The 13,761-nt window shown below is 70.1% G+C and carries 14 protein-coding genes; 8 read left to right on the top strand and 6 right to left on the bottom strand.

Features of this window, described 5'->3' with window-relative positions; genetic code table 11:
• Positions 1-64 precede the first annotated feature (64 nt).
• Positions 65-322 carry a hypothetical protein gene (locus ACFYNP_RS24720; protein ID WP_388788201.1) on the bottom strand — a complete coding sequence of 86 codons (258 nt, stop codon included), beginning with the start codon at positions 320-322 and terminating at the stop codon, positions 65-67.
• Positions 323-486: 164 nt separating this feature from the next.
• On the opposite strand from ACFYNP_RS24720, the gene ACFYNP_RS24715 reads away from it, so the two are divergent.
• Positions 487-1,503 (top strand): L-threonylcarbamoyladenylate synthase, encoded by a 1,017-nt coding sequence (locus tag ACFYNP_RS24715; RefSeq protein ID WP_388788198.1) that lies wholly within the window; start codon positions 487-489, stop codon positions 1,501-1,503.
• Between the two features lie 205 nt (positions 1,504-1,708).
• Here ACFYNP_RS24715 and ACFYNP_RS24710 read toward each other — a convergent pair whose 3' ends face one another.
• Together ACFYNP_RS24710 and ACFYNP_RS24705 are read right to left on the bottom strand one after the other, a co-directional pair.
• Complete coding sequence (locus tag ACFYNP_RS24710) at positions 1,709-2,899, bottom strand: VanZ family protein (RefSeq protein ID WP_388788196.1); 1,191 nt, start codon at positions 2,897-2,899, stop codon at positions 1,709-1,711.
• A gap of 363 nt (positions 2,900-3,262) precedes the next feature.
• Positions 3,263-4,144, bottom strand: coding sequence for an SDR family oxidoreductase (locus ACFYNP_RS24705; RefSeq protein WP_388788193.1), 882 nt, complete (start codon positions 4,142-4,144; stop codon positions 3,263-3,265).
• Positions 4,145-4,231: 87 nt separating this feature from the next.
• Between ACFYNP_RS24705 and ACFYNP_RS24700 the strand changes: the two genes are divergently transcribed.
• Positions 4,232-4,810 carry a TetR/AcrR family transcriptional regulator gene (locus ACFYNP_RS24700; protein WP_388788190.1) on the top strand — a complete coding sequence of 193 codons (579 nt, stop codon included), beginning with the start codon at positions 4,232-4,234 and terminating at the stop codon, positions 4,808-4,810.
• A gap of 95 nt (positions 4,811-4,905) precedes the next feature.
• Here ACFYNP_RS24700 and ACFYNP_RS24695 read toward each other — a convergent pair whose 3' ends face one another.
• Positions 4,906-5,346 (bottom strand): MarR family winged helix-turn-helix transcriptional regulator, encoded by a 441-nt coding sequence (locus ACFYNP_RS24695; RefSeq protein ID WP_388408670.1) that lies wholly within the window; start codon positions 5,344-5,346, stop codon positions 4,906-4,908.
• Between the two features lie 69 nt (positions 5,347-5,415).
• On the opposite strand from ACFYNP_RS24695, the gene ACFYNP_RS24690 reads away from it, so the two are divergent.
• Positions 5,416-5,790 carry a cupin domain-containing protein gene (locus ACFYNP_RS24690; protein WP_388788188.1) on the top strand — a complete coding sequence of 125 codons (375 nt, stop codon included), beginning with the start codon at positions 5,416-5,418 and terminating at the stop codon, positions 5,788-5,790.
• 125 nt (positions 5,791-5,915) lie between these two features.
• Here ACFYNP_RS24690 and ACFYNP_RS24685 read toward each other — a convergent pair whose 3' ends face one another.
• Positions 5,916-6,392 (bottom strand): hypothetical protein, encoded by a 477-nt coding sequence (locus ACFYNP_RS24685; RefSeq protein WP_388408664.1) that lies wholly within the window; start codon positions 6,390-6,392, stop codon positions 5,916-5,918.
• A 514-nt stretch (positions 6,393-6,906) separates the two neighbouring features.
• Here ACFYNP_RS24685 and ACFYNP_RS24680 point away from each other — a divergent pair.
• The 5 genes from ACFYNP_RS24680 (at position 6,907) to ACFYNP_RS24660 (ending at position 10,658) form a co-directional block, all read left to right on the top strand.
• A complete protein-coding gene (locus ACFYNP_RS24680; protein ID WP_388788185.1) occupies positions 6,907-7,470 on the top strand; it encodes a YbaK/EbsC family protein in 564 nt (187 codons plus the stop codon).
• A gap of 220 nt (positions 7,471-7,690) precedes the next feature.
• Positions 7,691-8,158: a PPOX class F420-dependent oxidoreductase gene (locus ACFYNP_RS24675; RefSeq protein ID WP_388788182.1), complete on the top strand. Its 468-nt coding sequence runs from the start codon at positions 7,691-7,693 to the stop codon at positions 8,156-8,158.
• Between the two features lie 193 nt (positions 8,159-8,351).
• Positions 8,352-9,428, top strand: a complete 1,077-nt coding sequence (locus ACFYNP_RS24670) for a glycoside hydrolase family 19 protein (protein WP_388788179.1) — start codon at positions 8,352-8,354, stop codon at positions 9,426-9,428.
• Between the two features lie 226 nt (positions 9,429-9,654).
• Positions 9,655-10,239, top strand: coding sequence for a dihydrofolate reductase family protein (locus ACFYNP_RS24665; RefSeq protein ID WP_388788176.1), 585 nt, complete (start codon positions 9,655-9,657; stop codon positions 10,237-10,239).
• Positions 10,236-10,658, top strand: coding sequence for a VOC family protein (locus ACFYNP_RS24660; RefSeq protein WP_388408652.1), 423 nt, complete (start codon positions 10,236-10,238; stop codon positions 10,656-10,658). Before ACFYNP_RS24665 ends, ACFYNP_RS24660 begins: the two co-directional genes overlap by 4 nt.
• A gap of 143 nt (positions 10,659-10,801) precedes the next feature.
• On the opposite strand, the gene ACFYNP_RS24655 is transcribed toward ACFYNP_RS24660, so the two are convergent.
• Positions 10,802-13,678: a M4 family metallopeptidase gene (locus tag ACFYNP_RS24655; protein ID WP_388788174.1), complete on the bottom strand. Its 2,877-nt coding sequence runs from the start codon at positions 13,676-13,678 to the stop codon at positions 10,802-10,804.
• Between the last annotated feature and the right edge of the window lie 83 nt (positions 13,679-13,761).

Below are 13,761 nucleotides of genomic sequence, written 5' to 3'. Positions count from 1 at the left end.
AGGCTGGTACGCGAGGACGCCCTCCGTCCGCAGGGGTGCGGCGGAGGGCGTCCTGGAGCGGGCCTCAGTCGATGACGACGATGCCGCTCTCACGGCCGCCGGCGGCACCGTCGGTGGCCCAGCCGTAACCGCTGCCCGCGGTGTGGACGTGGGAGGTGTGGGCGAAGCCGTTCCAGTGTCCGGCGACGAACGGATCGTCAGCGGTGACGACACCCTCGTACTGACCGCCGACGGCGACGTCCGCGTAGGCGGGGGCGGCCAGACCGGCCATGGTGAGCGCAACGGCGGAAGTGATCACAACTCGGGCCAGCATGCTCTTCATCAGAGTTCCTCTCAGCGGGGGGACGTCCCCCGAGTTAACGCAGACGGGAGGCCCAGCCGGTTGCTGTACGCGCCAACGTACGGAGCAGATCACCCAATTCGCCCCATGCGCGGGGCGCCTGCGCTCGTACATCGCGGACGGTGATCAATGGAAGAATCGCCAGGGTGACGGTACGAAACAGTGATATCGAGAAAGCCGCCGGGGTGCTGCGCGCGGGAGGCCTTGTGGCCCTCCCGACCGAAACTGTCTACGGTCTCGGCGCCAACGCCGAGGACCCCGCCGCGGTCGCGCGCATCTTCCAGGCCAAGGGGCGGCCATCCTCCCACCCCCTGATCGTTCACATCGGCGGCGCGGACAGTCTCGACGAGTGGGTCGAGGACGTTCCCGCTACGGCACGGCTGCTGGCCGGACACTTCTGGCCCGGTCCGCTGACGTTGGTGCTGCCGCGCGGTCGGCGGGTGCCTCGCGAAGCAACCGGTGGTCTGGACACGGTGGCCGTGCGTGTGCCCGCCCACCCCGTGGCGCTGGCGCTGCTTTCGGAGTTCGGCGGGGGCATCACGGCCCCCTCCGCCAACCGCTTCGGCTCGGTGAGTCCGACAACGGCCGACCACGTCCGTGCGGAACTCGGCGCAGCCGTCGACTTCGTGCTGGACGGCGGCCCGTGCGAGGTCGGCGTCGAGTCGACGATCGTCGACGTCACCGGCGACGTGCCCAGCGTTCTGCGGCCCGGAGGGGTGACGCGCGAGGAACTCGAAGCAGTGCTGGCACGTCCGATCGCGGTCCCCGCAACGAGTTCCGTCCGGGTACCGGGCCAGCACCCGTCGCACTACGCGCCGCGAGCACGCGTGATCCTTGTCGAACCCGACAAGGTCGTGGCCGAAGCGGAACGGGCGCAGGAGCAGGGGCATCAAGTAGGCGTCTTCCTTCCGCCCGCCGCCCCGGCTCCGTCCAAGGTGCACGCGGTTGTCACCCTGCCAAGCTCCTTGGCTGCTTACGCGCGCGGCCTGTACGGGTTCCTACGTGAGCTCGACGAGCGGGGATGCGATCTCATCATCGCCTCCCTGCCGGTCGAGGAGGGGCTGGGGCTGGCGATCGCCAACCGGCTCCGCCGCGCCGCGGGGCCCCGGCCCGGTGCCGAACCACAGGGCCGGCAGGGCCAAGAGGGCGGGCAGGGGCGGTAACGCCAACAGGGCTGGCGGGGGCTGTAGTTGGGCAGCAGCAGAGCCATACCGCCCGGTCCAACAGCGCGACGCGGTCGAGAGCCGAGTCCAGGTCTGCCGCTGGCCGGGTGCTGATCGGATCGGGCCCGCTCGTCGGGCTACCTGTCGGGTGTGACCCGCCGGCCGGTGACGCCGTCCAGCCACACAGTGGCACCATGCGCGCTCATCAGCCAGACGGGGGCCGCCACTGGCCGCCCACTTGCCGGGCGAGGAGCTGGGCGCTCGTCGGCTCGGCGCCGGCCGTCTTTGCCGCCTGCCGGCGCGCGGTGGTCTCGGTGACCGTCGCCCGGGGCAGAACGGGGTCCTTCACCGCCTCGGAAGTGAAACCGATCATGCGGCCGGACCTGGTGATCGTGAAGTCGAGCCGCATGGGCATCAGGACGCCCTGACGGCGGCGACGGTACGTCACCAGGTAGGCCGCATCCGGTCCGTCGTCGAGGGTGCGGATCGCCTCGTCGCTTCCGGCCAGGCTCTCGGGGAAGTGAGTCCGGGCGAAGGCGCGGGCGACTGCGCCCGCCTGGGCGGCGCTCAGCTTGCCGGTGTCGTGGTGGCGGTCGGAGGCCCAGGCCTTCTCAAGCGTCCGGTCCGGCCACCAGCCTGAAATCGTCCCACGGTCCGTCGAAGCGATGATCTTCCATCGGCTCCCGTCCTTCTCCGCGCTCGTTCCCGTGGGGTGGGTACCGGTTCCGAACACCGCCTCGGCCTCGGCTGACAGCCAGGTGTCGGAGCCATCGGTGGCATCCACCATGGCTCGGCGGGAGTCGTCGATCGCGACGACGTTCACGCCCGCCACCTGGGAGTTGAAGCCACAGGCCAGTGCTGCCGAGCCGGCGAGTGCGATGCCCGCGGCCCACCCGAAATCGCGGAGCGGTCGACGGAGGGTGCGGCCCCTGATTCCGAGCCACACCGCGGCGCCGCCGACACCGGCGAGCGCGCCGATCGAGTTGGCGACGACATCGGTGACGGTGCAGGACCGGCCCAGTGACGTCACGGACTGGATGAATTCGATCAGTCCGCTGAAGACCATGAACACGGCCGCCACCGTTGCGGGCCGGCGGAACAGCAGAGTGCTCAGGGCGGCCGCGGGGACGAACAGGCCGATGTTGAGGAGGGAGCTGGACGACGTGAACACGTGCACCGGTAAGCCTGTGTCGCACTGGCCGACCGTCGCACCGGCGCCGCCCGGGAGCAAGGTCACCGCCAGGACGCCCGCCGTGCAGGTGGCCAGCAGCACAGGCAGGAGCAACGGTCTGTTGCGTGCCCTCGATATGAGTGCCGTGATGCCGGCGAGAACACCGGCGAGGACCAGGAACGACGAGATCAGCCCCGGGATCGCCCCGATGGAAGCTTTGATCACCCTGTGGCCTTTGTGTGGGGCGCCCCGGTGGGAGGGGAAGCGTCTCCCCGGCCGCGGCGACTTCCGGAACTAGCAATCCGATCAACCGACGCGCCCATCAAATCAAAAGGACACGGTGTTGGCCGACGCCGCTCTCCAGGAAGCTGTCCTTCCGGCCCGCCTGCCCAACCGCCCGAGCCGTATGGGGCGGTGAGAGCCTCCTGCCTCACGCTCAGCCGCCGGCCCGCATTCCGGGCCAGCCCCAAGTCCCTTACTGCGTAAGCTGGTTGACTCTCATCGGCCGCCGGATGGGGTTCGGTCGACTGCCGCCGTCGCCGATACAGGGGTAACCCACTGCGGCCCCGGCCATACGGGGCGCATCCGTCAGGGCTGGATGTTCTCCAGGTCCTCCAGGAGCCCGGGATGCTTCGGCTCCCAGCCGAGCGCATGCCTGGTGTGGCTGCTGGACGAGGGCTGGTCGGCCTCGAAGATCGTGCCGAGCGGACCGTACGTCTGCGACGGCTCCGATTCGACGGGGAGGCCGAGGCGCCGGCCGATGACCGCGGCGATGTCCCGCACCCTGTCCCCCTCGTCGGCCACGGCGTGCCAGACGGTGCCCGCTTCCGCCCTTTCCAGGGCGAGCCGGAAAAGGACTGCCGCGTCGAGTGCGTGGACGGCCGGCCAGCGTTGCGTGCCGTCGCCCGGGTAGCCGGAGACTCCGCTCCGGCGTGCGATGTCGGTCAACAGGCCGGCGAACCCGCCGGTGCCCTGGTGGTGAACCGTGCGCGGCAGGCGTACGGCCGTACTCCGGACCCCGCGCGAGGCAAGGCCCAGGACGGCGGTGACCGCGCGGCCCCGGCCGCCGACCGGTCCGTCGGTGGGGACCGGGTCTGCCTCGGTGGAGGCGCGGCCCGGTGTCTGGGGCGTACCCGAGACGGTCACGAAGGGGCGGTCGCTGCCCACGAGTGCCTCGCCGAGGGCCGCGAGGGCGGCGCTCTCCTCGGCGACGTTCTCCGCCAGGGCCTCGGGGCTGCTGAAGTCGTTGCCGAAGGCGAGGTGGACGACTCCGTCGGCCCGAGAGACGCCGGTCCGGAGTACGTCCAGATCGGCGAGTGCTCCCCGGAGCGGCTCGGCGCCGGCCGCCTCGGCGGCCAGCGCGGACGCGTCGGAACGGGCGAGTGCGAGAACGCTGTGGCCGTTGCCGATCAGTTCGGCGACGACCGTGGACCCGATCAGGCCGGTGGCACCGGTGACGAAGACGCGCATGGTGTTCCTCCATCAAGTGATGGGACTCTTGTCCCGTCGCACGCTACCAGGTGACGGGACAAGAGTCCCATCACCTATGCTGGCCTCATGGGTAGGTGGGAACCAGGCGCGCGCGAGCGCCTCGTCGTGGCCGCGGTCGACCTGTTCACCGAGCAGGGCTACGACGCGACGACGGTCGCGCAGATCACGGAGCGTGCCGGGGTCACCAAGAGCACCTTCTTCCGGCACTTCCCGGACAAGCGCGAGCTGCTGGTGGCCGGGCAGGAAACGCTCAGCCGGCTGCTGACCGAGGGGATCGCCGAGGCTCCCGGCCGCGCCACCCCGCTGGAGGCGGTCGCCGCCGGTCTCGAACGCGCGTCGAGTGCGATGGGTCCGGTGAACCGAGAGCTCGCTCCGCGCGTGCAGGCGGCCATCGCCGCGTGCACCGAGCTCCAAGAGCGTGATGCGCTGAAGACCGTCAGCCTCACCGCCGCGATGACGGCCGCCCTGGTCGCCCGCGGCCTCCCCGATCCCACCGCGGCCCTCGCGAGCGAGCTGGGCATCCTCGCGTTCAAGCGCGGATTCGCCGAATGGTCCGACGGTGACGCCGACGGCAAGGACGAGCTCGCCGGATACGTCCTGGCGGCCCTGGACGAGCTGCGCGCGGCGAGTGCGACGCTGGGCTGACCAGGTCTGTCCCACGCGGGTTCATGCGCTGGTGCGGTCGCCCGCGCGGCGGTCCGCTGACGGTGGGAGGGGGCCGGGCCGGTGGGGCGGCGGACTCACCAGGCGGGGCGGATCGGACCCCGCGGTGCCAGTCGTGCCAGGTCGGCGACGAGTTCGCCGAAGCGGGCCTCGCCCAGTACTTCGCGCCACGCGGTGACGGCATCCCGGGCCGCCTCGTCGGCGGCACGCGTGGCGGCCCGGCCGGTAGCGGTCAGTGCCAGGAGGCGGGCGCGGCCATCGTGCGGGTGCGGACGCCGTTCCACGTAGCCCTTGCGGACCAGCTCCTCGACCAGTTGGGCGGCGGCCTGTTTCGTCACGCCCAGGTGCTCGGCCAGGTCGGCCGTGGTGGCACCGCCCGCCGAGATGCGGGCGAAGGCGAAGCCGTGGGCGGGCCTCAGGTCCTCGAACCCCTGCTGGGAAACGGTGGTGTGGATTTCCTGCACCAGCTGTCCGGAAAGTGCCAGCACGAGTGCGGAGAAGACCAGGGCGTCGTCCATGGCTTGACTATAGCTCGTCAAGCAGCTTGTCTATCAGGACAAGAAACTTGTCTAGTTGAAGGTGGGGACATGCCGTTCATTCGCAGCGAAGAGGCCGTCGTACACGAGGTCCACGGTGGCCGTTTCGTTTCCTACGTCCGTCCGGACACCGGCAGCCGGGACCTCGCCGCCTGGCGCGTCGAGATCCCGGCCGCCATGGTGGCGCCGGTCCACACGATCAGCGAGGAGGAGGCGTTCTACGTCCTGAACGGCCACGTCCGGCTCACCATTGACGGTGAGAGTGCCGAACTCGGCCCGGGGGACGCGGCAGTCGCACCCGCAGGTTCCGAACTGGCAGTCAGCAACGCCACCGACCAGGCCGCCCACATGTGGGTCACCACGCGGGCCGGGCTCACCGCCCGACTGGCTGACGGCAGCAGCATGACACCGCCTTGGGCTCAATAGTGCTGTGAACGTCGAGCCCGGCCCCTTGACGGATCAAGGGGCCGGACCCGACTCCTCTGCGCGGTTGAAGGTGCCACGCCGCGAAACTTCGTGGTGCCGGTGCACTTGTCACCGGCCGGCCGTGGCTAGTGGTTGGTGCCGGTGGCCCAGATGGCCTGGCTGCCGTCGTAGATGACGACGTTGCCGTCGTCCTGCACGACCAGTCGCGAGCCCGGGTGGCGGTCGGTGTTGGAGGCCCAGACGGGCCTGTTGGAGGCGGTGTAGACGACGAAGTTGCCGTCCGTCTGGAATCGGGCCGTCCAGCCCTGGCCGACGGTGTTCGAGGCCCAGCGCGCCCGGTTGAACTCGTCATAGACGACGAGGTTGCCGTCCGACTGCATCACCAGCCGGGCCGTGTTGGAGCTTATGGACTGGTTGCGATTCAGGGTGAACGGCGCGTAGCGCGTCTGGTTGGCCTGGGGTCCCAGCGCGGTCGCCGAACCGTGGGCCGCCGAACCGTGGGTCGCCGGAGCGTGTTCGGCGGGTGCGGCGTTGGCCTGACCGGTGATGGCCAGGGCGCCGAGCGTGGCGGTTGCGAGAAGGGTGATGACTCTCTTCCTCACGAGCGAACTCCTTGAGTCAGGCAGTACATCCAGCGGCGCCCGACCGGGCCCCGCAGCCGCACTCTGGCACCACGGACACACCGGAAGGAGCCGCTCCGTACGGCAGTGGCGGGTTCATATGCCCCTCTTTGACCTGAAGAAGGAAGCCGGCATCAACGGACAGGTGCGCACCGGCGAAGGCCCGTGACGAGCCCACTTGTCGAGTCCCCGTGCTTCGGGGAGGGCGAGTGGAACAGTGGTCGGTTCCCCCTGAGGGCGGGTGGCCCCACCGGGCTGCCAAAGGCCGATTCCCCACCGCCACGCGCCGGTGACGTCCCACAGGGCGCGTGGGTGGGAGAGCTCCGATCCGGTACGGCCACAGTGGGACCAGTTCGTCATCCAATGCCGTTGACCCAGCCCCTGGCTGCCCCGACCGGCAAGGGGCGGCGGCTGGCCGACAAGGACGTGCGTGCGTCGTCACGTGCGTCGACAGGACCGCATCGCGCATGCTGCGAGCTGGACTAGAGTCCTGTTCATGGCGACCCTGGTTCCTGCTCCCTTCGGCGACTTCGCCGCCGCCTACCCCGCGCTTGAGGTCTCCGCGGACCTCGCCGCGCCGGTGGCCGGTGCTCTCACGAAGTGGGCCGCCTCTGACGCGGCCCGCGCGGTCCTCTACGTCGATACCGATCCGGCGAAGGCCGACACCGCTGTCTTCGCGGAGACATACGACGTCCCGCTCGATGCCTCCGCCAACTGCGTGGTGGTCGCCGCCAAGCGCGGCGGCGAGACCACACTCGCCGCCTGCCTCGCACTCGCCGGTACCCGGGTGGACGTGAACAGTGCCGTGCGCAAACACCTCGGCTCACGCAAGGCGTCCTTCGCGCCGATGGACGTCGCCGTGGCCGAGAGCGGGATGGAGTACGGGGGCATCACTCCCGTCGGCCTTCCCGCGCCCTGGCCGTTGCTCATCGACGCGGCGGTGGTCGAGACCCCGTTCGTCCTGGTCGGCAGCGGCCGACGTCGCGGCAAGCTGATCGTCCCGGGCTGGGCGCTGGCACAGCTTCCGGGGGCCGAGGTCCTCCAGGGTCTGGCTCGCTGAACTCCCCGTCCGAGGAATCCCTGCCCCGCACCGGGACCCGGTCGCCGGTCATGAGTCGGCTTCAAACCGGCGGCGAGGAAAGGTAGTTGGGCCTTCCTGGCCGACGTCGCCACCGCCCGGCGGCCGCTTGGCCGACTGGGGCGACGGCGCGCGTGCACAACGGTGGGTCGACGCGTGCCGTGGCCCTCCGGCCCCGGCCACCTGTCGTAGGGTGCGGTGCATGAGCCCGAGAATCGCTTCCAACACCCCTGTCGAACGTGAGCAGTTGCTGGAGTTCGTTCGTTCGCGGCACCGCGCGATCCTGCTGACCCGACGTGCTGATGGCGGACCGCAGGGTTCGCCGCTGACCTGCGGCGTCGACGCTTCGGGGCGCCTGGTGATGTCCACGTATCCCGACCGTGCGAAGACGCGCAACGCCCGTAGGGACGAGCGGGTCAGTGTGATCGTGCTGTCGGACGAGTGGGACGGGCCGTGGGTGCAGGTGGACGGCACGGCCGAGGTCATCGACGCGCCGGAGTCGGTCGAGCCGCTGGTGGACTACTTCCGCAGCATCAGCGGCGAGCACCCTGACTGGGCGGAGTACCGCGCGGCCATGGTGAAGCAGGGCAAGTCCTTGATCCGCGTCACGCCGGTGCGCTGGAGCCCGGTGGCGACGGGCGGGTTCCCGGCGCGGCTTGCTCAGGAGTAGCCGCCTGATTCCGCTCTGCCCCGAAGACTCGTCCGGTCGACGAACGAGCTCGTGTCCGTGCCATGCCGTGCCATGCCCGTGCCATCGGCACCTCGTTGCGCGGCGGACTCGGAATGGTCTGGACCTTGACAGGTGCAGGCCATTCCGCTTGAGTCTGCCCCGATCCCACTTGACTCCTTGAAGGAGTGGTCGCGTGTCGAGACAACGGCTCATAGCTCTTCTCACCGCGCTCGCGGTCGCGGTAGGACTCGCCCTCATCGTGCCGCTGGCATCCACCGCCTCCGCAGCCGCCACCTGCGCTGGCGCCTGGAATTCGTCCTCGGTCTACACCGGTGGTACGTCCGCTTCGTACAACAGCCACAACTGGCAGGCCAAGTGGTGGACCCAGGGCGAGACGCCCGGCGTTGCCGCGGTCTGGGCCGATCAGGGGGCCTGCGGCGGCAGTCCGGGCGGTACCGGTGGAAGCTGCGACTACCCGGCGTGGGCCGCAGGCCACGCCTACGTGGCCGGTGACATCGTCAGATACACCGACGGCAACTACTACATCGCCGAGCACGACAACCCGGGCTACGACCCGGTCATCAGCACTTGGTACTGGGATCCGTACAGCTGCGGCGGTGGTGGCGGGCCGACGACTCCGCCGTCCAGCGGTTCCTTCGTCGTCAGCGAGGCCCAGTTCAACCAGATGTTCCCGAACCGGAACTCGTTCTACACCTACAGCGGCCTGACCGCGGCGCTCAGCGCCTACCCGGGCTTCGCGAACACCGGCAGCGACACGGTCAAGAAGCAGGAGGCCGCGGCCTTCCTCGCCAACGTCAGCCACGAGACCGGCGGCCTCGTCTACATCGTCGAGCAGAACACCGCCAACTACTCGCACTACTGCGACGCGACCCAGCCCTACGGCTGCCCGGCCGGCCAGTCCGCCTACTACGGGCGCGGTCCGATCCAGCTGAGCTGGAACTTCAACTACAAGGCGGCGGGCGACGCGCTCGGCATCGACCTGCTCCACAACCCGAACCTCGTGCAGACCGATTCGGCCGTCGCCTGGAAGACCGGCCTGTGGTACTGGAACACGCAGAACGGTCCCGGCACCATGACCCCGCACAATGCCATGGTCAACGGAGCGGGCTTCGGCGAGACCATCCGGAGCATCAACGGCAGCATCGAGTGCAACGGCGGCAACCCGGCGCAGGTGCAGAGCCGGATCAACGCGTATCAGAGCTTCGTGTCGATCCTCGGAGTGCCGGCGGGCAACAACCTGAGCTGCTGAACGATCCACGAGCGCGGCCGACGTGCCCCCGCTGGGAGCGAGCGGGGGCGCCTCAACTTTCCTGCCGCGAAGCCAAGTTGAGTGAGATCGCGGCTTGCTCCAACAGGACCGGCGGGTCGGGCCGATGAATCCGCCGGTTCCCTGGAGTCTTCCTTCTGACATTCCCGTCCCATCGGAGGACCGGCAAACGCCGGTTCTCGGTCACGCAGGAGTCATGGAGGCCAGGATGGACAACCCGATTCGGCTGTACGTGTCGATGTCGCTCGACGGTTATATCGCGGGCCCGGACGACCGGCCCGGGCAGGAGCTCGGCCGCGACGGTGGCCGGCTCTTCAACTGGCTCGACGATCGGGAGTCCGACGGTCCGAGCGGCCAGGTCTACCGCGAAGCGCTGGCCACCGGCGCCCTGATCTCCGGCCGACGGACCTTCGAGCTCGCCGGGCGCTGGCGGGGCGACCACCACGACGGCGTCCCCATCTTCGTCCTCACCCACCGGGTGGATGACGGAGACGCGCCACCCGGCCACGCACGTTTCGTCACCGACGTCGAGGACTGCGCCCGGCAGGCTCGCGCAGCCGCGGGGGACCGGCCCGTCATGGTCCATGGGGCGGGTGCGGCCCAGGCGCTTCTCCGGTGTGGGCAAGTGGACGAGATGGAGATCCACTTGATTCCGGTACTCCTCGGAGCGGGACGACGGCTTTTCGACCACCTCGGTAGTGCTCACATCGAGCTCGACCTCGTGCGACGGCTTGAGGACCGTGACGTCACGCACCTCCGATACCGCGTACGCCGACCGGAGGAGACCCGGTGAAGACGCTCTTCGTCTCGTATCGCGTCACCGACCTTGACCGCTCACTCAGCTTCTACACCGCTTTGGGCTATGGAGAACTGGGCAGGGTCGACCCTGGCGACGGCGCACGCCTCGTGATCCTCAAGTTCCCCGAGGAACCGGCGGCCTCCCTCGAACTGGTCCACCGGCCGGACGACCCGCCGGTCGACGTGGGCAGCGGTTTCGACCACCTCGCGATCCAGGTGGAGGCGCTCGCCACCGCCCTGGAGACGCTGACCGAAGCAGGCTTGGAGCCCGGACCGATGCAGTACCCGGGCGGCCCGCATGGCCCGAAGACGTCATGGCTACGGGACCCGGACGGGTACCGGATCGAGTTGGTGGAGTGGCCGTCGGGGCACGCCGACGGCATCACCGAGGCGGACTTCGCCCGAGAGGGCTGAGCCTCCGTAGCGGTGAAGTTCCCCCAATCCTGTGTGACGCCCTGTGTGACGCGGAGCCGGACCACCGGTGGACTCGGGGCCGACGAAGGCGGCCCTGCGGGCCCGGTCCTGTGGAGGAGGGCCCGCAGGGCACATCCGACGCGTCAGGCGCAGCGTCCGGTGGGCCGGGTGCGGGTCACCACCTGACTGACGCCGGTGGTCGCGTCGATCCACACCACCTGGCCGCCGGCCGCCGCGGCGGCCGAGAGCTGGTCACCGCGGTTGCACGAGACCCGGCCCTTGCGCGCGCCGTCGTCCGACGGTGACGCGGTCGCCGAGAACTGCCACAGCTTGGCGAGCGACTCATTGCGGAACTCCGGGTCGTACGTCCGCGTGCCGACCGTCACCGCGTCCTCGGACACGGTGAGGTCGTACGCGTTCAGCGCGTCCGGGCCGCCCTCCGGGCTGAGGTCGACCACGCCCGACCCGTCGAACCCGGACCGGCGCAGTGCCGTGCTGCCGTCGCCGTCCTTCTCGTCGGTCAGCCAGTAGACGTGCGTGCCGTTGACGGCCGTCGGGCCGAGACTCGCGTTGGCGGCTGCCTCCTGGACCACGGTGTCCGTACCGGCCGACACGTCCACGACACGGGTCGTGTACTGGTAGGTGACGGGTCTGCCGGCGACCCGTTGCATGTCCTGGTAGACGACCTTGCCGTGGCTCACCGACGGGAAGTACGTCCGGTGGTAGGTGCCCCCGCCGAGCTGGACCACGTTCGCCGGGTCCTTCAGGCTCAGATAGGCGATGCCGGGCCGGCCGCCGTAGTTGTAATAGGGGAACGCCACGGTGTCACCGTCCACGGACGTCGAAGCGCCCACGCTCCTGCTGGTGTGCCACAGGGTGCGCACCGGTCCGCCCGTCAGCGGCCGGGCCAGGATGTCCACGCCCTTCGCCCCGTACGCCTGCCACACCACGGTCTTTCCGTCGGTGGCCGGATTCACGTGGTAACGCCCGTCGTTGGGGCTCATCAGCTTCAGCCGGCCCTTGCCGTCGGCCCGTCCGGCCCACACCGAGTACGGCTCCGATCCCGCCTCGTTGGATTGGGACGCCGTCCACCAGCCGCCGCCCGCGCCGACCCGCGAGTTGCTCGTGTTGACCCGGTCGAGGAGTCGGTCCGAGTCCACGCCGAGGGCGAGTTCCCAACCTGGCGCGATTCCATGGCCGTTGAAGGCCCGCTGCACGGCCTTGAGGCCGCTCGCCGGAACCTTGAGGTCCTTCGCCGCGGCGAGCACCGCGGCCCGGCCCTGCGTGAAGCCGTCGATCGGGGTGAGGTACTCGGTGAGGGCCTTGTAGACGACACGGTCGGCCACGGTCGCACCGAGGTCCTGCCGTATGTTCCACAACGCACCCGAGAAGATGGTCGAGTTGAGGTGCACGCCGCCGTTGTCGGTGCCGAAGCCCACGCCGAGGAAGGACTTGGCGGTGGTCCGCCCGTCCCCCATGTCGCGCAGGGCACAGTCGCGCGGGGCCTTGGTCCGGCAGAGCCGTTCGCCGAGGAGGCCCGAGTCCGGGCTGTCGGTCGGGGTGCCGTTGACGTTGTTCTCGATGGCGTTGCCGAAGTAGTCGGCGATGGCCTCGTTCATCGCCCCGGACTGGCCGGCGTAGACGAGACCCGCGGAGTGCTCGATGACTCCGTGGGTCATCTCGTGGCCGACCACGTCGAGCCCCGCGGACAGCGGACGGTACTCGGCGTCACCCGTGCCGTACACCATCTTCTGGCCGTCCCAGAAGGCGTTCACGTACGGCTGCCCGTAATCGGTCACGCCTACCAGGGAGTTGACGGTCATGCCGTGACCGTCAAGGCTGTCGCGGCCGAAGTTGTTCTTGAAGTAGTCGTGGACCTGACCCGCGGCCCAGTGGGCGTCCACCGCGCCGGAGTCGGTCGCCTCGGTGCCGAACGCCGGTGTCGGGGAGGCTACTTCGAGGATGTCCTCCGGCCAGGTGCCGACGAGGTCGCTGGCCCACTTGCCGCGTGCGTCCCAGGTGGCGAGGACGTTGTCGCCCTGGAGTCGCGAACGGTCGCGCAGCACATAGGCGTTGCGCGTCTCGTCACGGTCCACCTGGAGTTCGACAGGCTTTCCGTCGAGCCGGACGCCGGTGCCCGCGACTCCGGACGCGGGGGAGGAGGCGAGCCGGACCGCGGGTGCGGGCGCGGGTATGGAGGCAGCTCGTGCCGCCGGGCCTGTCCCCGCCGGCGTGACGGGCGCGCCGAACGTCTGGATCCCGCTGTACTGGAGGACCGGATATCCGGCCTGCGCGTCGATGTACACCTCGCGCGCCACCGGTTCGGCGCTCGCCGGGTCCTTGCCGCGCACGGTGATGTGCCGGGCGAGCACCCCGCCCCCGGCCGGCAGGACCACCAGTCCGCGGGCCGTGCCGGTGAGCTGCGGCTCGCTCTCCTCGCTGCCCGGGCGCGGGGTGAACTTGTTCGCGCGCAAGTCCGTAAGGACTGCGTCGACCGCGCGCTCGGCGGCCAGGTCGTCACTGATGGCGGCCGTCGTGCCGGTCCGCAGCCCCGTGAAGTACTGACCCGAGGTGCCGGTGACGACACGTCCTCCGTCCTTCTTCTCCATGCGAACGAGGTACTGGCCGCCGAGGACCGGCACGCCCTGGTGCTTCTGCTGGAAGCGCACGGTCTCCTGTCCGCCCCCGCCGACCATGGTGCCCACCGGGTCCAAGTCCCGCGCCGGGGCGGCGATCCCGTATCGGCTCTGCTTTCCCGCGAGGTAGGCGCGGGCAGCCTCGGCCGCGCTTCCCGCGCCCGGTGCCTCCTCACGGATGCCCTGCACCATGCCCGGCGTCGCGGTGTGCTGCCCCGGGACCACCTCCGCGGGGCCCGGCGGCGAAGCGCCCTGGGCCGCTGTGGCGGGCGCGACCGAGACGACGAGTGCGGCGGCGCTGATCAGCACCGCCGCACTCGCTCTGCGGGATCTTCCGTTGGTATGTGCTCTCGCTCTGGTCGAGCGCGTTCTTGAACGCGGCATCCTCTCCCCAACCCCCTGGCACGTCCTGTCGGCGGCACGGCGCCGCCGGGCTGTGCTCATGGAACCGGCGATGCGCCGAGTCA

This window comes from Streptomyces sp. NPDC006691 (assembly GCF_042869955.1).
Classification (GTDB): Bacteria; Actinomycetota; Actinomycetes; order Streptomycetales; family Streptomycetaceae; genus Streptomyces.
Note: the sequence above shows the minus strand (reverse complement) of the source record. Positions and strands in the feature narration are given on the sequence as shown.